The sequence below is a fragment of the Pseudonocardia sp. CA-142604 genome (genome assembly GCF_050948475.1).
Taxonomy (GTDB): Bacteria; Actinomycetota; Actinomycetes; order Mycobacteriales; family Pseudonocardiaceae; genus Pseudonocardia; species Pseudonocardia alaniniphila.
This window is the reverse complement of sequence record NZ_CP192045.1, coordinates 5830858-5850966: the sequence shown is the minus strand read 5'-3', so window position 1 is coordinate 5850966 and position 20109 is coordinate 5830858. Positions and strand designations below refer to the sequence as shown.

18 protein-coding genes are annotated in these 20109 nt (G+C 72.4%); 16 read left to right on the top strand and 2 right to left on the bottom strand.

The window, feature by feature from the left end; translation table 11 throughout:
- The first annotated feature begins 16 nt into the window (after positions 1–16).
- The 6 genes from ACQPZQ_RS26525 to ACQPZQ_RS26500 all read left to right on the top strand — a co-directional run bounded on the left by ACQPZQ_RS26525 (position 17) and on the right by ACQPZQ_RS26500 (position 6002).
- Positions 17–394, top strand: a complete 378-nt coding sequence (locus tag ACQPZQ_RS26525; protein ID WP_433285021.1) for an allophanate hydrolase-related protein — start codon at positions 17–19, stop codon at positions 392–394.
- Entirely contained in the window at positions 391–1713 is a 1323-nt protein-coding gene (gene allB, locus ACQPZQ_RS26520) for an allantoinase AllB (protein WP_433285019.1), read from the top strand. The genes ACQPZQ_RS26525 and allB overlap by 4 nt, the downstream gene beginning before the upstream one ends.
- A 54-nt stretch (positions 1714–1767) precedes the next feature.
- Positions 1768–2793, top strand: coding sequence for an allantoicase (gene alc, locus ACQPZQ_RS26515; RefSeq protein ID WP_433285017.1), 1026 nt, complete (start codon positions 1768–1770; stop codon positions 2791–2793).
- Positions 2794–2939: 146 nt separating this feature from the next.
- Positions 2940–3746, top strand: a complete 807-nt coding sequence (locus ACQPZQ_RS26510) for a hydroxypyruvate isomerase family protein (protein WP_433285015.1) — start codon at positions 2940–2942, stop codon at positions 3744–3746.
- A gap of 16 nt (positions 3747–3762) precedes the next feature.
- On the top strand, positions 3763–4719 hold the full coding sequence (locus tag ACQPZQ_RS26505) for a 2-hydroxy-3-oxopropionate reductase (protein ID WP_433299380.1): 957 nt from the start codon (positions 3763–3765) through the stop codon (positions 4717–4719).
- 140 nt (positions 4720–4859) lie between these two features.
- Positions 4860–6002, top strand: a complete 1143-nt coding sequence (locus ACQPZQ_RS26500; RefSeq protein WP_433285014.1) for a serine hydrolase domain-containing protein — start codon at positions 4860–4862, stop codon at positions 6000–6002.
- 9 nt (positions 6003–6011) lie between these two features.
- Here ACQPZQ_RS26500 and ACQPZQ_RS26495 read toward each other — a convergent pair whose 3' ends face one another.
- Positions 6012–7250, bottom strand: coding sequence for an ROK family protein (locus tag ACQPZQ_RS26495; RefSeq protein ID WP_433299378.1), 1239 nt, complete (start codon positions 7248–7250; stop codon positions 6012–6014).
- Positions 7251–7362: 112 nt separating this feature from the next.
- Here ACQPZQ_RS26495 and ACQPZQ_RS26490 point away from each other — a divergent pair, with 112 nt between their 5' ends.
- The 10 genes from ACQPZQ_RS26490 (at position 7363) to ACQPZQ_RS26445 (ending at position 17762) form a co-directional block, all read left to right on the top strand.
- Positions 7363–8907 (top strand): sugar ABC transporter ATP-binding protein, encoded by a 1545-nt coding sequence (locus ACQPZQ_RS26490; protein WP_433285012.1) that lies wholly within the window; start codon positions 7363–7365, stop codon positions 8905–8907.
- Positions 8900–9982, top strand: a complete 1083-nt coding sequence (locus ACQPZQ_RS26485; protein ID WP_433285010.1) for an ABC transporter permease — start codon at positions 8900–8902, stop codon at positions 9980–9982. The genes ACQPZQ_RS26490 and ACQPZQ_RS26485 overlap by 8 nt, the downstream gene beginning before the upstream one ends.
- A gap of 35 nt (positions 9983–10017) precedes the next feature.
- Positions 10018–11091, top strand: coding sequence for a substrate-binding domain-containing protein (locus ACQPZQ_RS26480; protein WP_433285009.1), 1074 nt, complete (start codon positions 10018–10020; stop codon positions 11089–11091).
- 35 nt (positions 11092–11126) lie between these two features.
- A complete protein-coding gene (locus ACQPZQ_RS26475; protein ID WP_433299376.1) occupies positions 11127–12269 on the top strand; it encodes a Gfo/Idh/MocA family protein in 1143 nt (380 codons plus the stop codon).
- A gap of 27 nt (positions 12270–12296) precedes the next feature.
- The gene (locus ACQPZQ_RS26470; protein WP_433285007.1) at positions 12297–13304 is read left to right on the top strand and encodes a sugar phosphate isomerase/epimerase family protein; all 1008 of its coding nucleotides are present in this window, start codon (positions 12297–12299) and stop codon (positions 13302–13304) included.
- Positions 13305–13369: 65 nt separating this feature from the next.
- The gene (locus tag ACQPZQ_RS26465) at positions 13370–14458 is read left to right on the top strand and encodes a sensor histidine kinase (protein WP_433285005.1); all 1089 of its coding nucleotides are present in this window, start codon (positions 13370–13372) and stop codon (positions 14456–14458) included.
- The gene (locus ACQPZQ_RS26460; protein WP_433285004.1) at positions 14455–15249 is read left to right on the top strand and encodes a LytR/AlgR family response regulator transcription factor; all 795 of its coding nucleotides are present in this window, start codon (positions 14455–14457) and stop codon (positions 15247–15249) included. Before ACQPZQ_RS26465 ends, ACQPZQ_RS26460 begins: the two co-directional genes overlap by 4 nt.
- A gap of 13 nt (positions 15250–15262) precedes the next feature.
- On the top strand, positions 15263–15643 hold the full coding sequence (locus ACQPZQ_RS26455) for a hypothetical protein (protein ID WP_433285002.1): 381 nt from the start codon (positions 15263–15265) through the stop codon (positions 15641–15643).
- Positions 15640–17340 (top strand): cation acetate symporter, encoded by a 1701-nt coding sequence (locus ACQPZQ_RS26450; protein ID WP_433285001.1) that lies wholly within the window; start codon positions 15640–15642, stop codon positions 17338–17340. Before ACQPZQ_RS26455 ends, ACQPZQ_RS26450 begins: the two co-directional genes overlap by 4 nt.
- Before the next feature lie 116 nt (positions 17341–17456).
- The gene (locus ACQPZQ_RS26445; RefSeq protein WP_433284999.1) at positions 17457–17762 is read left to right on the top strand and encodes a hypothetical protein; all 306 of its coding nucleotides are present in this window, start codon (positions 17457–17459) and stop codon (positions 17760–17762) included.
- Positions 17763–17849: 87 nt separating this feature from the next.
- Here the strand turns inward: ACQPZQ_RS26445 and ACQPZQ_RS26440 are convergent, their stop codons facing one another.
- Complete coding sequence (locus ACQPZQ_RS26440) at positions 17850–20048, bottom strand: hypothetical protein (protein ID WP_433284998.1); 2199 nt, start codon at positions 20046–20048, stop codon at positions 17850–17852.
- Between the last annotated feature and the right edge of the window lie 61 nt (positions 20049–20109).

Genomic DNA, 20109 nt, shown 5'->3' with positions numbered 1-20109 from the left:
GACGAAGGAGCGCAGGATGCCCTTGATGTTCCTCAACGGCACCGCCATGTCCGGCGGCGCCGACCACCATCTCGTCGGCGACGCGCCGCTGGTCACCCGCACCACCACGGCGCCGCGGTACCGCTTCCACGCCGTCGGCGGGCGCTATCCGGCGCTCGAGGACGTCGGGGACGGGGGAGCGGCGGTGCGCGGCGAGGTCTACGACATGTCCTACGAGCAGCTGCGCGAGGTGCTGCTGCCCGGGGAGCCCGACGGGCTGGAGCTCGGCGTGATCGAGCTGGCCGACGGCACTGGTTCGCTGGCGATGATCCTGCGCCGCGAGTACGCGCAGCTGCCGCCGTTGACGGACATCTCCGAGCAGGCGAGCTGGCGTGCCTACCAGGAGCGCGTGTGATCGTTCTGCGTGCACAGCGCGCCGTCGTCGACGGTGCCGAACGTCCCGCCGCGGTGCTCGTGGACGGCGAGCGGATCGAGGCCGTGCTGCCGTACGACACGCCGATCGACGGCCGGGCCGATGTCGGCGAGGTGGTGCTCGCCGACGACGAGGTGCTCCTGCCCGGGCTCGTCGACACGCACGTGCACGTCAACGAGCCCGGTCGCACCGAGTGGGAGGGCTTCGCCACTGCCACCCGTGCCGCGGCGGCCGGCGGCGTCACGACGATCGTGGACATGCCGCTCAACGCGCTGCCGCCCACCGTCGACGTGGCCGCGCTGGAGGTCAAGCGCAAGGCGGCCGCCGGGCAGTGCACCGTCGACGTCGGGTTCTGGGGCGGTGCCGTTCCTGGCAACGCCGGGGAGCTGCGTGCGCTGCACGACGCGGGCGTGTTCGGCGTCAAGTGTTTCCTGCTCGACAGCGGGGTCGCGGAGTTCCCACCGCTGGTGGGGGAGGACCTCGCGACGGCGCTGCGCGCGGTCGCCGCGTTCGACGGGCTGATGATCGTGCACGCCGAGGACGGCACGCTCGTCAGGGAGGCGAGCGGACGGCGCTACCTCGACTTCGTGGCGTCCCGGCCGCGCGCCGCCGAGGACAGCGCCATCGCGGGACTGCTGGCGCTGGCCCGTGAGACCGGGGCTCGGGTGCACGTGGTGCACCTGTCCTCGGCCGATGCGCTGCCGCAGCTCGCCGCCGCCCGTGCCGACGGCGTCCGCGTCACCGTGGAGACCTGCCCGCACTACCTCGCGCTCACCGCCGAGGAGGTGCCCGACGGCGACACCCGCTTCAAGTGCTGCCCGCCGGTGCGCGAGGCCGACAACCGGGACGCGCTGTGGCGCGGCCTGGCCGATGGCGTCATCGACATGGTCGTGAGCGACCACTCGCCCTGCACCGCCGACCTGAAGCAACTGGATCGGGGCGACTTCGGCGCTGCGTGGGGCGGGATCGCGTCGCTGCAGCTCGGGCTCCCGGTGGTGTGGACGCAGGCGCGCGAGCGGGGGCACTGCCTCGTGGACGTCGTCCGGTGGATGGCGGAACGGCCGGCGGCGCTGGTCGGGCTCGAACGCAAGGGCCGGATCGCAGCGGGCGCGGACGCGGACCTCACGATCGTCGCCCCCGATGCGACGTTCACGGTGGGGGAGCTGCACCACCGCAACCCGATCACCCCGTACGCGGGGCGGGAGTTGCACGGCGTGGTGCGCAGCACGTGGCTACGCGGTGAGCAGGTGGACGTCGGCGGGGTGCCGCGCGGACGCCTGCTGTCGCGGGAGGGCGAGTGAATCAATGGAACAGTGCGTGCGGGACGCACGGGCCGAGCGCGAAGAGGGCGAGCGATGACTGATTTCCGGCAGCTGCCCGACCTCGCTCTGCGGACGCTCGGCGGCGGCGTCGTGTGGGCCAACGACGAGGCCTTCGCCGCGCGGGAGAACCTGATCACGCCCGGGCCGGCGACGTACGAGCCCGCCACGTTCGGGCACAAGGGCCAGGTCTACGACGGCTGGGAGACCCGCCGTCGCCGCGAACCGGGCCACGACGAGGCGATCGTCCGGCTCGGCGCCCCGGGGATCGTCCGGGGGGTCGTGGTCGACACGGCGTGGTTCACCGGCAACTACCCGCCGGAGGTGGCGGTCGACGGGCTCGCCGCCGCGGGGCACCCGTCGGTCGCCGACCTACTGGCCGACCCGGGCTGGGAGCCGCTGCTACCCCGCTCGGCCGTCAAGGGCGACACCGAGAACGTGTTCGCGGTGACGAGCGATCGTCGGGTCACGCACGTGCGCCTGCGGATCTTCCCGGACGGCGGGGTGGCGCGGCTGCGGGTGCACGGCGAGGCGCTGCCCGACCCACGGCTGCTCGACGCGCTCGGCACCGTCGACCTGGCGGCGATCGAGAACGGTGGCCGGGTGGTGGGCTGCTCGAACCTCTTCTACAGCTCCCCGAACAACCTGCTCGTCCCCGGCCCGCCCCGCTCCATGGGCGAGGGCTGGGAGACCTCCCGCCGCCGCGACGACGGCAACGACTGGGTGGAGGTGGCCCTCGCGGGCGAGTCAGTGATCGGGGTGGCGGAGATCGACACGAGCTACTTCCTGCACAACGCGCCAGGCTGGGCCACGTTGCGCGGCCGGCGGGAAGGCGGCGAGTGGTTCGGCCTCGTGCCACGCACGGCGCTGCAGCCCGACACCCGCCACCGCATCGTGCTCGGGCCGCCGGAACAGTCCGGGCAGGCCCGGCCCGTCACGCACGTCAGGCTCGACATCTTCCCCGACGGCGGCGCCGCCCGGCTGCGCATGCACGGGCGGCTGACCACGGAGGGCCGGGAGGCCCTCGACCTCCGCTGGCAGGCCGCGACCCCCCGGGCGTAATCCGCGCCGAGGGCTCAGCTGCCGGACGAGCGGCGCGTTCGTCCGGCAGTTCTGGATGGACAGGACTGTCGTTCGGCGGGTGTGGCGGGGTGGCGTTTCCGACGCCCGCTCGCGGTGTGACCCCGTGCACCGCAAGGATCAGGCCCATGGCCCGCTATACCGTCAACTGCTCGATCCTGTTCACCGAGCTGCCGCTCCTGGAACGGCCGGCCGCTGCCCGGGCCGCCGGGTTCGACGCCGTCGAGTTCTGGTGGCCCTTCCCCACGGCCACGCCCGAGGACGCGGAGGTGGAGCGGTTCGTCCGTGCTGTCGAGGATGCCGGTGTGCGGCTGACCGGGCTCAACTTCGCGGCGGGGGACATGCCGGCGGGTGACCGGGGGCTCGTGTCCTGTCCCGGGCGGGAGGCGGAGTTCCGGGCCAGCGTCGACATCGCGGTGGGCATCGGGGGACGCCTGGGCACCGGCGTGTTCAACGCCCTCTACGGCAACCGCATCGCCGGCACCGACCCCATGGAGCAGGACGACGTGGCGGTGGAGAACCTCGCGTACGCCACCGGCCGGGTCGACGGCGCCGTCGTGGTCGAGCCGGTCAGCGGCGTGGACCGCTATCCCCTGCGCACGGCCGCCGACGCGATCGCGGTGGCCGACCGCGTCGCCTCGCCGAACCTGAAGCTGCTCGCCGACCTGTACCACCTCACCGTGAACGGCGATGACGTCGCCGCGGCGATCGAGCGGTACGCCGACCGGATCGGACACGTGCAGATCGCCGACGCGCCCGGCCGGCACGAGCCCGGAACCGGCGAGATCCCCTTCGACCGGCACCTCGCGGCACTCGACCGCGCCGGGTACACCGGGTGGATCGGCCTGGAGTACCAGCCGTCCACCACGAGCGACCGCGCATTCGACTGGCTGCCGTCCGCGCAGCGCGGCGCGGCGACCCAGGAGAACCGATGAGTGAGCGTGCGAGCGAATCAACGAGACAGCGCCTCCGCGGAGCGGCGGCCGAGCGCAGGGAGGGCGAGCGATGACCACACCGCAGCAGACCACGATCGCATTCATCGGGCTGGGGATCATGGGTGCTCCCATGGCGGGCCACCTGATCGACGCCGGGTACGACGTCGTCGGCTTCAACCGTTCCCGTCCCGCGGTGGATCGGCTGGTCGAGCGCGGCGGGCGGGCCGCGCAGAGCGTGGCCGAGGCCGTGCGTGATGCGGACGTCGTGATCACGATGGTTCCCGACAGCCCGGACGTCGAGGGGCTCGCCTTCGCCGAGGAGGGGATCTACGCCTCGGCGAAGCCCGGCACGCTGTACATCGACTGCTCCACCATCCGCCCGGACGTCGCCCGCCGCGTGGCTGCGGCCGGGGCCGACCGCGGCATCCGCGTGGTCGACGCCCCGGTCAGCGGCGGCGAGGCCGGGGCGAAGGAGGGCTCGCTGTCGATCATGGTCGGTGGTGAGGCCGAGGACGTCGAGGCCGCCCGTCCATACCTGGACGTCGTCGGCGCCACCGTGGTGCACGTCGGCCCGCCGGCAGCGGGTCAGACCGTCAAGGCCGCGAACCAGCTCATCGTCGCCGGCAACATCCAGTTGCTCGCCGAGGCGCTGGTGTTCCTCGAGGCGCACGGCGTGGACACCGAGTCCGCCACGACGGTGCTCGGCGGCGGGCTCGCCGGGAGTGCCGTGCTGAACCGGAAGGCGGCCGGTATGCGGGCTCGCGAGTTCGCCCCGGGCTTCCGGATCGACCTGCACCACAAGGACCTGGGCATCGTGACGGCGGCGGCACGCGAGGCCGGCGTCGCGATCCCGCTCGGCGCGCACGTGGCTCAGCTGGTGGGGGCGCTGCGCGCACAGGGTCACGGGGGCCTCGACCACAGCGCGCTGCTGTTGCTCGTGGAGCAGCTGTCCGGGCGGGACCAGCGCGACTGAGCGGATACGGGGCGTCCTCCGGTGCTCCGCGGGGATCGATTTCGACCTACCGGCGGTTGAGAGCTGTATTCGTGTCCTAGAACAGCGTCCGGTCAGTGTTGATCCCACTACGTGCTCGACGACGAGGAGCAACTTCAGCCATGGCTGACATCAAGGGTGTGTGCAGCGACCGCTTCGACGCCGTCCGGACCGCGCTGGAGAAGAACCTCGATTCCGGTGAGGAGCTCGGAGCATCGATCGTGCTCGACGTGGACGGCGACGTCGTGGTCGATCTGTGGGGTGGCTTCGCCGACGAGGCGCGGACGACGCCGTGGGCGGAGGACACGATCGTCAACGTGTGGTCCTCGACGAAGACCCTCACCAGCCTGTCCGCGTTGATCCTGGTGGACCGGGGGGAGCTCGACCTCCATGCCCCGGTGGCCACCTACTGGCCGGAGTTCGCGGCGAACGGGAAGCAGGGCGTCGAGGTCCGGCACCTGCTCGCGCACACCTCCGGTGTGTCGGGCTGGGACCAGCCCTTCGCCATCGAGGACATGTACGACTGGGAGCTCGCCACCTCCCGGCTCGCCGCGCAGGCGCCCTGGTGGGAGCCGGGCAGCGCGTCGGGCTACCACGCCGCCAACCAGGGGCATCTGGTCGGTGAGGTGGTGCGGAGGGTGAGCGGGAAGCCGCTCAAGCAGTTCGTCGCCGAGGAGATCGCCGGTCCGCTGGGCGCCGACGTCCAGATCGGCGCCGTCGAGAGCGACTGGGCGCGGATCGCCGAGGTGATCCCGCCTCCTCCGAGCCCGATCGATTTCGGCTCGCTCGATCAGAACAGCCCGGTCTACAAGACCTTCACCGGGCCCGGACTCGACGCTGCCACGGCCAACACGCCCGCGTGGCGCCGTGCCGACATGGGCGCGGTCAACGGCCACACGAACGCCCGTGGGATGGCTCGCGCCCTGTCGGTCGTCGCTCGCGGTGGTGAGGTCGACGGGGTCCGCCTGCTGTCGCCCGCGACGATCGACAGGATCTTCGACGAACAGGCGAACGGTGTGGACCTGGTGCTCGGTGTGCCACTGCGCTGGGGCATGGGCTTCGGGCTGCCCCAGCTCGACACCGTCCCGTACGTCCCGGACGAGAAGATCTGCTTCTGGGGAGGCTGGGGCGGGTCGGTGATCATCATGGATCTCGGCCGCCGCATGACGATCTCCTACATGATGAACAAGATGGGTCCGGGCATCATCGGCTCCGACCGCAGCGAGTCCTACGTGCGGGCGATCTACCAGGCACTGGCGCCGTAGCCTGCGGCGTCACCGCCCGCTCGTCAGCACCCCGATCTGCTCGGCCGACAGCACGCGTTCGATGCCGAGCACGGCGGCCCCGGCCAGGCCTGCGTACTCGCCCAGCACGCTGTTGGTGAGCACGAGGTTGCGGGTGGCGAGCGGCAGCGCCCGCTGATAGACGACGCTGCGCACGCCGGCGAGAAGCTCGTCGCTCGCCGCGGTGAGGGATCCCCCGATCGTCACCCGCGCCGGGTTGTAGAAGTGCACGAGCGTGGCCACGAGCTCGCCGATCAACCCGGCGGCGTCGCGCACGGCGCCGAGTGCGGTGGCGTCGCCGCGGCCGGCGAGCGCGCGGACGTCGGCGATCGAGATCGCCTCCCCGTGCGTGCGCCCCAGCCTGCGAGCGATCGCTCCGGCGGACGCCACGGCCTCGATGCAGCCCACGTTGCCACAGACGCAGGCGTCGTCGGGTGCCCCGCGGACGCGGACGTGGCCGATGTCGCCCGCCGCGCCGTCGGCGCCGTGGTGCAGTACGCCCTCGCCGGTGACGAGCCCGCCGCCGATGCCGGTGCCGACCTTGACGAACAGCAGCGGCACCTGGTCGGCCGGTAGCGCCCGCGCTTCGCCGAGCGCGCGAAGGTTGACGTCGTTCTCCAGGACGGCGGGGCAGCGGTAGGTCTGCTGCAGCCGCGCCGTGACGGGATAGGCGTGCCAGCCCGGCATGATCGGCGGGCGGACCGGCACCCCGAGCTGCCCGTCCACGGGGCCTGGCAGCCCGATCACGACGGCACGCACCGGCACGTCTCCGGGTGCCCGCGCACGCAGCGCGGTGAGGTGCGACTCGACGGTGCGGAGGACGACCTCGGGGCCGTCGGTGACGTCCACCTCGACATGGGCGTGGCCCAGCATGCGCTGGCTGAGGTCGACGACGGCCAGGTGGGCGGCGGTCGCGCCGACGTCGGCCAGCAGGACGTGCCCGCCCCGGGGAGAGAGCGCGAGCCGGTCGGCGGGCCGGCCCCGCCCCGCCGTGGGCCGTGTTCCGTCGAGCCGCAGCACGCCCCGGGCGAGCAGTTGGTCGACGGCGGTGCTCACGGTGGTGCGGGCGAGCCCCGCGGCGGGGACGAGATCGGCCTTGCTCACGGCCGTGCCGGAGGCGACCAGCCGGGCCACGGTGCTGAGGGTGACGGCCGACTCGAAACGGCCCGAGAGCGCGGGCGTGCTCAGGCGCAGCGGGGGCAGCAGGGGTGGCGGGGAGGGCAGGAGCATCACGGTCCGATTTCGACGGAAAAACAGCGCAAAGACGCATTATTCGGTCGTTGTACGGCACTGGTCAATGCTCCTACCGTTCCCCCGCCGGTGAACCACGTCGAGGTGGGGGATGACAGCGAGGATGGCGGAGGAACCGCTGCTCACGATGCGCGGCATCGTCAAGCAGTTCCCGGGCGTGCGCGCTCTGGACGGGGTGGACCTCGACGTCGCCGCGGGCGAGGTGCACTGCCTCCTCGGGCAGAACGGGGCCGGCAAGTCGACCCTGATCAAGGTGCTGGCCGGCGCGCACCAGCCGGATTCCGGAGAGATCGTCTGGGCGGGGGAGCCTGCTTCGTTCGGCTCGCCCCAGGCCGCCGACGCTGCGGGGATCGCCACGATCTACCAGGAGCTCGACCTCGTTCCCGGGCTCAGCGTGGCCGAGAACGTGGTGCTCGGCCACGAGCCCGCGCGCCTGGGCTTCACCCGGCCCCGCGACGCCGAGAACCTCGCGCGGACGCTCCTGCGCAGGCTCGGCCATCCGGAGATCCCGCCGCGGCGCGAGCTCGGGCGGCTCTCGGCTGCGGGGCAACAGGTGGTGAGCATGGCCCGCGCCCTCGCGAGGGACGCGCGTCTGATCGTCATGGACGAGCCGTCGGCGGTGCTCGACCCCGAGGAGGTCCGCAACCTCTTCCGGGTGATCAGGGAGCTCACCGCGGACGGAGTGGCCGTCGTCTACATCTCCCACCGGCTGGAGGAGATCCGCGAGATCGGCGACCGGGTCACGGTGCTCAAGGACGGGCGCAGCGTCGCCCGCAACCTGCCGGCCCGCACCACGCCGACCGCTGATGTCATCCGGCTGATGACCGGCCGGACGATCGAGTACGTCTTCCCCGAGCGCCCGGACACGCCTCCCGGCGACGTCGTCCTGGAGGTCGACGGCCTCGCGCGCGCCGGGGAGTTCTCCGACGTGTCCTTCACGGTCCGCGCGGGGGAGATCGTCGGGCTGGCGGGTCTCGTCGGGTCGGGCCGCTCGGAGATCCTCGAGACGGTCTACGGGGCACGCAAGGCGAGCGCCGGCACCGTGCGGGTTCGGGGCACGGCGCTGCGGGCCGGCTCGGTGCCCGCCGCGGTGCGGGCCGGGATGGGACTGGCGCCGGAGGAGCGCAAGAGCCAGGGCCTGCTGATGGGCGAGCCCGTGTACCGCAACGTCTCGCTGTCGGCACTCGCCCGGTTCGCCCGGTTCGGATTCCTGACCGCGGACGCCGAGCTCCCCGCAGCAGGGGCGATCACCGCGCAGCTCGACGTGCGTCCGGCCGACGCCACCCGCCCGGTCCGGACGCTCTCGGGCGGCAACCAGCAGAAGGTCGTGCTGGCCCGCTGGCTGCTGCAAGGGTGCTCGGTCCTGCTGCTGGACGAGCCCACCCGCGGTGTGGACGTCGGGGCGCGCAGCGAGATCTACGGGCTGATCCAGCGGCTCTCCGCCGAGGGGGCGGCGATCGTGCTGGTGTCCAGCGAGGTGCCCGAGGTGCTCGGCCTCGCCGACCGGGTGCTGGTCGTGCGCGAGGGCCGTGTGGTGCACGAGGCGCCGAGCGCCGAGCTCGACGAGGGACGGGTTCTCGACCTCGTCATGGAATCGCTCGACGAGTCTTCGAAGGAGAGAGCGGGCCATGAGTGACAAAGGCGCTGTGAGCGGCACGGAAGCCGCGCCGGCCGCGCCGCCGCCGGATCGGGTCCCCGCCGCCGACGAGCGGGGCCGGGTGGAGCAGGCCGCGCGGGCCGCCGAACCCGCCCGCTCCTCGTGGAGCAGGCTGCTCGACAGCGGCGCGGGCCGCAACCTCGGGCTCGTCGCGGTGCTCGCGCTGCTGTGCGTCGTGGGCGTCGTCTCCGCCGACACCTTCCTGACCACGTCGAACCTGCTCACGATCCTCACCTCGGCGTCGATCATCGGCGTGCTGACCGTCGGCGTGACGTTCGTGATCATCGGCGGCGGCATCGACCTGTCGGTCGGCAAGGTGATGGCGCTCGCCTCGGTGTGGGCCACCACCGTGGCCACGCAGTCCTACGGCGCGGCCGTGATGGTGTTCTGTGCGGTTGCCGTGGGCGTCGGCGCGGGCCTGGTCAACGGGATCCTCATCGCCTACGGCCGGATCGTGCCGTTCATCGTCACGCTGGCGATGCTGATCTCGGCTCAGGGTCTGGCCGAGCAGATCTCCGACCGGCGCAGCCAGATCGTCACCGACCCGGTGATCGCGGGCATCGCCAACACCCGCCTGCTCGGAATCCCGCTGCTCGTCTACATCTTCGCGGCGGTGGTGGCCGTGGGCTGGGTGGTGCTCAACCGCACCACGTTCGGCCGCCGGACGTTCGCGATCGGTGGCAACGCCGAGGCGGCCCGCCTGGCCGGGGTCGACGTGCGCCGGCACACGATGCTGCTGTACGCCGTGTCCGGCCTGTGCGCCGGCATCGCGGCGATCATGATCGCCTCGCTCACCACCACGGGTTCGAGCACCCACGGCACGCTCTACGAGCTCGACGCGATCGCCGCGGTGATCATCGGCGGCACGCTGCTCACCGGCGGCCGCGGCACCCTGATCGGCTCGATCCTCGGCGTGCTCGTCTTCACGACGATCACCAACCTCTTCGTGCTCAACAACCTGGCGACCGAGGTCCAGAACATCGCCAAGGGCGTGATCATCGTCGTCGCCGTGCTGATCCAGGCTCGCGCACAGCGCTCGTCTGCTGCCGGTTGACACCGCAGGACCGAACCACAACAAAGGAGTTGATCATGCCCGACCCCATTGCCGTCCCTGGTGTCCTGCGGCGCCGCGGCTTTCTCGCCGGCGCCCTCGGCGTCGGAGCCGGTGCCGCGCTCACCGCGTGCACCAGCAACGAGGCCCCGTCCTCGGGCACGGCACCGGCGCCCGCCGCAGCGGGCGGAGGTGACAACGCCGCGCCCGGCCAGCCGGTGACGATCGGCTTCTCCGCACCCGCCGCCGACCACGGGTGGATCGCCGCGATCGCGAACAACGCGAAGGCGCAGGCGGACCGCTACACCGACGTGACCTTCGAGGCCGTCAACCCCACCAACGACATCACGCAGCAGATCGCCGCTGTCCAGACCCTCATCAACAGGGGCGTCGACGCACTGGTGCTCCTGCCCAACGACGGCAGCCAGCTCACGTCCGTCGGGCGGGCCGCGATGCAGGCCGGGATCCCCGTGATCAACCTCGACCGCGTCTTCGACTCGCCGTTGGCCTACCGCACCTGGATCGGTGGGGACAACTACGGCATGGGTGTGAGCGCGGGCAACTACATCGGCGAGCGGCTGCGCAGCGCCGGGGTGGCCAACCCCGTGATCGGCGAGATCGCGGGCATCGACAACCTCCCCCTGACCGCGGCCCGCAGCCAGGGCTTCGCCGACGCGCTGAGCAGCTTCGGCTTCCAGGTCGGCCCCCGCCAGGCGGCCGACTTCACCGCGCAGGGCGGCCAGCGGGTCACCGCCAACCTGCTGCAGGCGGCACCGCGGCTCGACGCCGTCTGGAACCACGACGACGACCAGGGCATCGGCGTCCTCGCCGCGATCAACCAAGCCGGGCGCAACGAGTTCTTCATGGTGGGCGGTGCCGGCTCGGCCAACGCCATGCGCGACATCCAGGCCGACAACACGGTGCTGAAGGCGACCGTCACCTACAGCCCGTCGATGGCCTCTTCTGCCGTTGCGCTGGCGCGGCTCGTGGCGCAGGGTCGAGGCATGGGCGATCTCGCGGAGCAGGAGGTGCCGGCGTCGATCACGCTGGCGTCGGCAACGATCACGAAAGAGAACGTTGCGACGTACCTGCCACTCGGCTTCGAGTCCTGACCGCCGTGGGTGGAGAACGGACCCTCGGGGTCGGGATGATCGGCTACGCCTTCATGGGCGCAGCCCACTCCCAGGCATGGCGCACGGCACCGCGTTTCTTCGACCTGCCGATCGAGCCGGACATGGCGGTGCTCTGCGGCCGCACGCCCGAGGCGACCACGGCGGCGGCGCGGCGGTTGGGGTGGCGAGCCACCGAGACGGACTGGAAGGCGCTGCTCCGGCGCGACGACGTCGAACTCGTGGACATCTGCACGCCGGGTGACACGCACGCGGAGATCGCGATCGCCGCGCTGGACGCCGGCAAGCACGTGCTGTGCGAGAAGCCGCTGGCCAACACGGTCGACGAGGCGCGCGCGATGGTCGCCGCCGCGGAGCGCGCGCAGGCCAAGGGCGTCCGCAACATGGTCGGGTTCAACTACCGCCGGGTGCCCGCCGTGGCGCTGGCCCGGCGACTGGTGGAGCAGGGCCGGATCGGGCAGGTGCGCCACGTCCGTGCCCAATACCTGCAGGACTGGATCGTGGATCCGGAGTTTCCGCTGGTCTGGCGGCTGCAGGCGGAGCGGGCCGGGTCCGGGGCGCTCGGCGACATCGGTGCCCACATCGTCGACATGGCCCAGTTCGTCACCAGCGACCGGCTCGCCGACGTCACGGCGCTCACCGAGACGTTCATCACGGAGCGGCCGCTGCCCGAGGCGTCGAGCGGGCTGACGGCGTCCGGGTCGACCGCGCGCGGCCCGGTCACCGTCGACGATGCCGCGCTGTTCATCGGCCGGTTCGCCGGCGGCGCGGTGGCGAGTTTCGAAGCCACCCGGTTCGCCACCGGGCGCAAGAACTCGATCCGGCTGGAGATCAACGGCAGCACCGGATCGCTGGCGTTCGACTTCGAATCGATGAACGAGCTGTCCTTCTACGACGGCACGGACGACCCGGAGACGGCAGGCTTCCGCCGGATCCTCGTCACCGAGCCGACGCACCCGTACGCCGGTGCGTGGTGGCCGCCGGGCCACCTGCTGGGGTACGAGCACTCGTTCACCCACGAGATCGTCGACCTCCTGCGCGACATCGCGGCCGGTGCCGATCCCACGCCGTCGTTCGCCGACGGCCTGCAGGTGCAACTCGTGCTCGACTCCGTCGTCCGGTCCGCCCAGAGTGGCAGCTGGCACTCGATCCCATCCTGATCACGCTCGCGAAAGGGGCTCGGCGCGATGGCGCGACCGATCACGCTGTTCACCGGCCAATGGGCCGACCTGCCGTTCGAGGAGGTCGCCCGGCTGGCCGGGGAGTGGGGCTATGACGGGCTGGAGATCGCCTGCTGGGGCGATCACTTCGACCCGTGGGCGGCGGTCGAGGACGACGGTTACGTGCAGGGCCGCCGCGACATCCTGGCCAAGCACGGGCTGGAGGTCTACGCGATCTCCAACCACCTCACCGGGCAGGCCGTCTGTGACGACCCGATCGACGAACGCCACCACGCGATCCTGCCCGCGCGGGTGTGGGGCGACGGAGAGCCCGAGGGGGTGCGGCAGCGCGCGGCGGAGGCGATGAAGACCACCGCCCGCGCTGCCGCCAAGCTCGGCGTCGACACGGTGATCGGGTTCACGGGTTCGAAGATCTGGAAGACCGTGGCGATGTTCCCGCCGGTGCCGCAGTCCATGGTGGACGACGGCTACCGCGACTTCGCCGACCGCTGGAACCCGATCCTCGACGTGTTCGACGAGGTGGGGGTCCGGTTCGCCCACGAGGTGCACCCGTCGGAGATCGCCTACGACTACTGGACCACCGTCGCGGCGCTCGACGCCGTCGGGCACCGGCCGGCGTTCGGGCTGAACTGGGACCCGAGCCACTTCGTCTGGCAGGACCTCGACCCCATCGGGTTCCTGTGGGACTTCAAGGACCGGATCTACCACGTCGACTGCAAGGACGCGAAGCGTCAGGTCGGCAACGGCCGCAACGGGCGGATGGGCTCGCACCTGGCGTGGGCCGACCCGCGCCGGGGCTGGGACTTCGTCTCCACCGGCCACGGGGACGTCCCGTGGGAGGCGTGCTTCCGCATGCTCAACACGATCGGCTACGCCGGGCCCATCTCCATCGAGTGGGAGGACGCCGGGATGGACCGCCTCGTCGGGGCGCCGGAGGCACTGGAGTTCGTGCGCCGTCTGGCGTTCGACCCCCCTTCTGCGGCTTTCGACGCGGCTTTCAGCAGCAACGGCTGATCCTGCGGCTTGGCCCCGATGTCCGGCGTGTCTTACCGTCGCGCTGATCACGGGACGGAGGCTGCATGGTGGAGCTGGATGCGGTGCGGGCTTCCGGTGGCGGCCGTGCCCGCCGGTGGCGCGGCCCCCGGAGGGGGGCGGATGCGATGCAGACGCTCGCCGCCGGGCGCACCATCGCGGCGGGCCTGCGCGGCGGCATCGACGGCTCGGGTGCCGGTGGTGCCGCGCGCGGGCTGCGCCGGCTGCTCGACGCCGACGCCGTCGGGCTCGGTGGTCTGCACGGCGAACTGGCCTGGTCGGGGCGGCCCTTCGACGTCCACGCCGCCGAACAGCTCGCCGACACGGCGCTGCGCACCGATGCGCGCGCGGCGGGCGGCGGGGCGGTTGCGCTGCCCGTCCATGCGCGTGACGAGCTCGCCGGGGTGCTGGTCGTGGCCGGACCGGTGCCCGGCGCGGCCGTGCGCGAGGCCGCTTCGTGGGTGGGTGAGGCGCTGGAGCGGGCGTTGCTCGAGAACTCGGCCGCCGTCGCCCAGCAGGCCGAGCTCCGCGCATTGCGAGCGGAGATCTCCCCGCACTTCGTCTACAACAGCCTCACCACGATCGCGTCGTTCGTCCGGTCCGACCCGGAGCGGTCGCGCGACCTGATGCTCGACTTCGCCGAGTACACCCGGCACAGCCTGGCCCGGCACGGCGACTACACGACGATCGCGGGGGAGTTCCGCGCGATCGAGGCCTACCTCGCTCTCGCGCGCGCCGTGCTCGGTGACCGCCTGCGGGTGCAGGTGCGAATCGCCCCGGAGATCCTGCCCGTCGCACTGCCGTACCTGGTGCTGCAACCGATCGTGGAGAACGCGGTGCGCCACGGGGTGGAGCTGCCAGGTTCCAGCGGGCTCGTGCAGGTCAGCGGGGAGGCCGACGGCACCGACTGCGTGATCATCGTGGAGGACGACGGGCCCGGTATGGACCCGGAGTACGCTTCCGCCGTCCTAGCGGGGTGTGGGACACCGGGGAGCCTCGGACTGGTCAACGTCGACCGGCGGCTGCGCACCGTGTTCGGTGCCGGTTACGGCCTGGTGATCGAGACGGCGGTCGGCGCGGGCGCCCGGGTCGTGCTGCGCATCCCGCGTTTCCAGCCGGGGGTGGTTGTGTCATGACCGGGGGGCCGGGGCTGCGTGTGCTCGCAGTCGACGACGTCACTCCTGCGCTGGAGGAACTGCGCAGGATGCTGGTGGAGTCGCCGGAGGTGGCCGCGGTGGAGGTCGCGGCTGATCCGATCTCGGCGTTGCGGCTGATCCAGGCCGGGCCGCTCGACGTGGTGTTCCTCGACATCTCGATGCCGCAGTTGACCGGCATGGAGTTGGCGTCGCTGCTCAACCGCATGACCGACCCACCCGCGGTCGTGTTCGTCACCGCCTACGAGGAGCACGCCGCCGCGGCGTACGGTATCGGCGCCGTCGACTACCTGCTCAAACCCGTCCGCGCCGAGCGGCTCGCCGCCGCGCTGGCCAGGGTGCGGCGCTTCACCGCCGCCACTGCAGCCGGTCCGGACGCGCCGCCCCCCGCCGTCGACGCGCTCGCCGCCGTTCCCGTGGACCTTGCGGGCTGCACCCGCTTCGTCCGGCGCGACGACGTCTGCTTCGTCGAAGCGCAGGGCGACTACGTCCGGCTGCACACGCCGACGGGCGCGCACCTCGTGCGGATCCCGATCTCCCGGCTCGAACAGCACTGGCAGGCCGCGGGGTTCATCCGCGTGCACCGCAGCTACCTGCTCGCCGTGCACGCCGTGCGGGAGCTGCGCAGCGACCTCGGCGGCGGGCTGCTCGCCCACACTGATCTCGGTGACGTCCCCGTCAGCCGCCGGCACGCCCGAGACCTGCGGGAACACCTGCTCGACGCGGCCAGGCGCGGAGCGTTCGACCACGCGAACCGGCAGCGACTGCGGTGACGAGGACGGCCCGATGACCCGGCAGCGCCGGGTCGCTGTGACGAGCCCACAGACCAGGCTCTCGCTCGCGGGACGGCGAACGGGCGCGCCCGCCACGGTGCCGCACCTCGCCCCCGCCGACGCCGAGCGGGCACGCCGGATCCACCGCAGGCAGTTGCGCTACGCGCTCACCGTGCTCGGTCTGCTCGCCGTCCTGCTGCTGGGCCTGCCGGTGCTGCTCGCCGCGGCGCCCTGGCTGGACACGGTGCGGCTCGGCGGTATTCCGATCTCGTGGCTGGCCGTGGCCGTGCTGCCCTACCCCGTGCTCGTGATGCTCGCCCAGTGGCAGCTGCGCAGGGCTGAGCGCACCGAGCAGTCGGAGACGTCCGGACCCCGGGCAGGGGCCGGGGAGTGATCCTCGCAATCGTCCCGGTGCTGTTGATCACCTTGCTGATCGGCGCACGCGGGGTGGCGGCGATGCGCACCACCTCGGACTTCCTCGTGGCCTCGCGCCGCATCTCCCCGACCGTCAACGCCGCCGCCGTCTCGGGCGAGTACCTCTCGGCCGCGTCATTCCTCGGCGTCGCCGGGCTCGTCGTCAAGGACGGCGTCGGCGCACTCTGGTACCCCGTCGGCTTCGCGGCGGGCTACATCGTGATGCTCGCGTTCGTGGCCGCTCCGATGCGGCGCACCGGTGCGCTCACCGTGCCGGACTTCGCCGAGGCCAGGCTGGGTTCGCCGGTGCTGCGCAGGCTCGCGGCGGTGATCGTGCTGGTGATCGGCTTCCTCTATCTGGTGCCGCAGTTCACCGCCGCGGGGCAGGTGCTGGCCGCCGTCGGGGGCAGCCCGTACTGGCTCGGCGTGGTGATCGCCGGCGCGGCCGTCAGCGTCACGCTCGCCCTCGGTGGCATGCGCGCCGCCACCTACGTCCAGGCGTTCCAGTTCGGCCTCAAGCTCCTGCTGTTCATCGTCCCGGCGATCTGGCTGGTGCTGCACGTCGGTCCGAGCACCCGCGCCAACGCGCTCGAGCCTGTCGAGTTCACCCGGTTCACCGCCGCGACGCCGGTGGAGTTCCGGCTCGACACCGAGCTCACGCTCACCGAGCCCACACATGCGTCGATCGCGGGTCACCCGCAGCAGCTGCTCGCACCGGGGCGCTACACGGCGGATGCCGGGAGCACCTGGGTGTTCGCCGCCGGGGCGCCCGTCCCGCGCGTCGGAACGGGGCAGCCCCCTGGCGGTGACGAGTGGGCGCGGCCGCTGCTCGATCCCGGCGGCTACCCGGTGCTCGCCACGTGGTCGGTGCTGGTGGCGACCGTGCTCGGGACGATGGGGCTGCCGCACATCCTCGTCCGGTTCCACACCAGCGCGGACGGCCGCGGTGCCCGGCGCACGGCAGCCATCACCGTCGGGATGCTCGGCGTGTTCTATCTCTTCCCCGCGGTCTACGGACTGCTCGGTGCGGTGCTGCTGCCGCAGCTCTACCTGTCCGGTGGCACCGACACCGTGGTGGTGGCCCTCCCGGCCACCGTCGACCAGGGCTGGGCGGGAACGACCTTCACGGCGTTGCTCACCGCAGGCGCTTTCGCGGCGTTCCTCGCGACGTCGCTCGGACTGCTCCTCGCCGTCTCCGGAGCCCTCGCGCACGACCTGGTGCCGGGCACGCTCCGGCGGCTGCGATTCACCCCGCTCGTCGCCGCCCTGGTGGTGGTGCTGCTCGCGCTGCCCGCCGAGCGCCTCGACGTCGGTGTGCTGGTGACATCGGCGTTCGCCGTGGCGGCATCGACGTTCTGCCCGCTGCTCGTACTCGGGATCTGGTGGCCGCGGCTGACGGCGCAGGGCGCACTCGTGGGCATGGTGGTGGGGCTGATCTGCTCGGCGGGTGTGATCGCCGTCGACCTCTTCCTCGGCGCCCCGCCCGGACTCATCGACATCGTGCTCGGGCAGCCTGCCCTGTGGTCGGTGCCGTTGGCGTTCGCGACCATGGTGCTCGTGTCGCTGCGCGGGAGGCCGCCGGCCTGGGCCGCGGCGGCGATGCTGCGGCTGCACCTGGACGAGAACCGGTCGGGATCCGCCGCGACCGATGATTTCTCCCCGCCGCGGGCGTCTTAACGGGCAGTGGGCTCCCAGGGTCCACCCGAAGTTGGGAGGCCCGGTGAACCGCTTGTTGTCCGACGTGGTCCTGGTTCTGGACTGCGCCGCGCCCGGCCACGGGTGAGGCTGCACCGATGGACGTCGAGCCCCTCTCGTTCGGCCGGCCGTCGGGGCCGTCGTTTCGCACCACCGTCGTCACGATCGCCTGCGGCGACACCCGGGTCTACGACGACGCGGAGTGGCGTGACGCCCTGGTCATCGTCGAGGCGGGGGAGGTCGACCTGGAGTGCGAGGCGGGTGGCCGTCGCCGCTTCCGCACCGGGAACGTGCTGTGGCTGACGGGGCTGGGCCTGCGCGCCCTGCACAGCGTCGGTGCGGAGCCCGTGGTGCTCGTGGCCGTGTCGCGGCGGGATCCCACCCCGGATCCGGACCCGCCCTGACCCAGGCCGTGCGCCCCCGCGGCCATGACCTCCCGTGCCCTGGGCACTACCCACGCTCGGGACGGCGGCGGGCTATCGCAGCCGGGGTCAGAGGTCGTCGACGCCGGACGAGACCAGGTCGGTCACCGACGACAGCAGGGAGCCTCCGTGGCCGGAATCCCCGCCCCGGCCGGAACCGCCCCGGCCGGAATCGCTCCCGCTGGAGTCGCCCCGGCCGGAGTCGCTCCGGCTGGAGTCGCTCCGATTCGAATCGCTCCGGTCGGAACTGCCCTGGCCGGAGTCGCTGCTGTCGGAATCGCTCCGGTCGGAACCGCCTCGGTTCGAGTCGCTCCAGTTCGAGTCGCTCCGATTCGAATCGCCGCGGTTCGAATCGCTGCGGTTCGAATCGCTGCGGTTCGATTCGGCGGTGCCGTCGCCGGTGTTCTGCTCCGAAGAATCGGAGGAGCCGGCGGCGTCCGAGTCGCCGTTGCCGAAGCTGGCGCCGTCGTTGTTCCGGGAGCCATCGTCGTCCACGGCATTGTCGTTCTCGGCGGAGTCGTTCTGGGCGGAGTCGTTCTGGGCGGAGTCGTTCTGGGCATTGACGGATGAGTCGGCGGCGGCGTTGGACCGGTCGGAATCCCCGCCGGAGTCGGAGCTGTCGGAGTCGGAGTCGGCAGCGGCGCCGGCGTTGTCCGGGCCGGAGTTGTCGTTGGTGATCTCGGCGTTCGAGCCGTCGTTGCCGGCGCTGTTGTCAGCGCTGTTGTCGGCGCTGTTGCCGGAGTCGGCATTCTCGGCAGGGCCGCTGTCGTCGTCGCTGCCGAGGACGTCCGTGGAGCCGTCGTTGTCGTCGGTGCCGAACGTGTTCGACCCGTCGCCGTTGCTGCCGGAGCCCGCGTCGCCCTGCCCGCTGTCGTCGGCGTTGTCCGAAGTGGAGTCGCCCGCCGAGTCGTCGGCGGTCGGACCGGACGGCTGGTCGGGCGCGGAGGCGTCACCTGCGACAACCGGCTCGTCTTGACCGCCCGGTGAGGTGGAGGGCTCCGGCTGGGCCTCGGGGGACCCCGGCCCGGACATGGGCTGTGACTCGGGCTGATCCGACTGCGGGGTGCCAGAACCCACCTGCGGCTCCGGCTGGTCGGCACTGCCCGAATCCGTGCCCGAGGTGGGCTGGGTCGGTCCGCCGGGCTCCTGCCCGGTCGGGGTCTCGCCGGTGCCCGTCTCGCCGTCCTGATCGACTGCAGCGCTCGTGGGTGTGCCGGTGCCCGGCTCGTTGTCGGTGCTGGTGGGGGTCTGGCCGGCTTCGGTGCTGGACGGTGTGTCGATCACAGCGGGTGCCTCGACGCCTGCTCCTGGCGCGCCCGGCGGGGGGCTCGTGGGGACGGAGGGGGACGGGGCGGGTGCGCCGGCGCCCGCCGTGCGGCCGGGGCCGATCGAAGCCGCGGGCGGAACCACTTCGCGGGAGGCGCCGGGTAGCGGCGGCGAGGCCAGCGCGGTGCTGCCGGACGGAGCGGCAGTGGGGACGGGGATGGCCGTGCCGGCCTGGCCTGACGGTGCCGTGGCACCGGAGTTCGGGTCGCGCCGGACGGGTGTGTCACCGAGAGCGGAGAGCAGGCGCTCTTGCTCGCGGGCGAGCTGGTCGTGGCCCTCGGCGGGCCGGACTTCCTCGAGGCGGGGCGCGACCTGCGCGATGGCGCGGGCGGCCTCGGCCGGGCGGCCCTGGCGGATCGCGGTGCGTGCGACTTCGAGGCCCGAGTTGATGTCGGCGGCGGCCTCGAGCGACCGGGCGCGATCGGCGTAGAACACCTTGGAGATGGGCCAGAGGACCTCGCCGGGCGAGGCCTCGGACGACCCGACCGCCAGTCCGGACGTGCCGATCAAGACCAACGCCGCAGCGATGGCGAGCCGCCGGGCGTAGGGCGCCACGGCCCGGTGCTTCCCGTGGCCGTGCTTGGCGGGCGGAATCGGGATGACGGATGCGGGGTGGTCGGGATCGCCGTTGTCGTGCCCAGAGGCGGCCACGGGGGCGGCCGCCTGCGTCTCGTCCTCGGGCCGGACCTCCGCCACCCACGCGGCGAGCATGGCCACCAGCTCGTCGTCGGTGCTGCGTGGCTCGCGGGGGAGCTGGCCCAGGGCCACGAGCCCCGCGGCCAGCTCCTCGACAAGGGCGTCGTCGGCCCGGAGTGCGGCGAGATCGACCGGATGGTCGCCGCCGCGCCCCGGTGCGTCGCGCTCGTGGTTGTTGTTGTCCATGGGGTCGCGGTCCTCGGGATCAGGTCCCTTCCGGGCATCGTCCTCGTCGCCGAGCCGCACCCCGACCTCCGTTCGTGAGGCTACTGCCGGCCGGTGAGCCACTGGCGGGTAAGACTACCCT

What these genes read in the sequence shown, in the direction of transcription:
- ACQPZQ_RS26510 (WP_433285015.1), top strand. Translation starts at nt 2,940, where the DNA reads ATGGCCCGCTATACCGTCAACTGCTCGATCCTGTTCACCGAGCTGCCG.
- ACQPZQ_RS26480 (WP_433285009.1), top strand. Translation starts at nt 10,018, where the DNA reads ATGCCCGACCCCATTGCCGTCCCTGGTGTCCTGCGGCGCCGCGGCTTT.
- ACQPZQ_RS26500 (WP_433285014.1), top strand. Translation starts at nt 4,860, where the DNA reads ATGGCTGACATCAAGGGTGTGTGCAGCGACCGCTTCGACGCCGTCCGG.
- ACQPZQ_RS26445 (WP_433284999.1), top strand. Translation starts at nt 17,457, where the DNA reads ATGGACGTCGAGCCCCTCTCGTTCGGCCGGCCGTCGGGGCCGTCGTTT.
- ACQPZQ_RS26470 (WP_433285007.1), top strand. Translation starts at nt 12,297, where the DNA reads ATGGCGCGACCGATCACGCTGTTCACCGGCCAATGGGCCGACCTGCCG.
- ACQPZQ_RS26475 (WP_433299376.1), top strand. Translation starts at nt 11,127, where the DNA reads ATGATCGGCTACGCCTTCATGGGCGCAGCCCACTCCCAGGCATGGCGC.
- ACQPZQ_RS26525 (WP_433285021.1), top strand. Translation starts at nt 17, where the DNA reads ATGCCCTTGATGTTCCTCAACGGCACCGCCATGTCCGGCGGCGCCGAC.
- ACQPZQ_RS26460 (WP_433285004.1), top strand. Translation starts at nt 14,455, where the DNA reads ATGACCGGGGGGCCGGGGCTGCGTGTGCTCGCAGTCGACGACGTCACT.
- ACQPZQ_RS26485 (WP_433285010.1), top strand. Translation starts at nt 8,900, where the DNA reads ATGAGTGACAAAGGCGCTGTGAGCGGCACGGAAGCCGCGCCGGCCGCG.
- alc (WP_433285017.1), top strand. Translation starts at nt 1,768, where the DNA reads ATGACTGATTTCCGGCAGCTGCCCGACCTCGCTCTGCGGACGCTCGGC.
- ACQPZQ_RS26455 (WP_433285002.1), top strand. Translation starts at nt 15,263, where the DNA reads ATGACCCGGCAGCGCCGGGTCGCTGTGACGAGCCCACAGACCAGGCTC.
- ACQPZQ_RS26495 (WP_433299378.1), bottom strand. Translation starts at nt 7,250, where the DNA reads ATGCTCCTGCCCTCCCCGCCACCCCTGCTGCCCCCGCTGCGCCTGAGC.
- ACQPZQ_RS26465 (WP_433285005.1), top strand. Translation starts at nt 13,370, where the DNA reads ATGGTGGAGCTGGATGCGGTGCGGGCTTCCGGTGGCGGCCGTGCCCGC.
- ACQPZQ_RS26490 (WP_433285012.1), top strand. Translation starts at nt 7,363, where the DNA reads ATGACAGCGAGGATGGCGGAGGAACCGCTGCTCACGATGCGCGGCATC.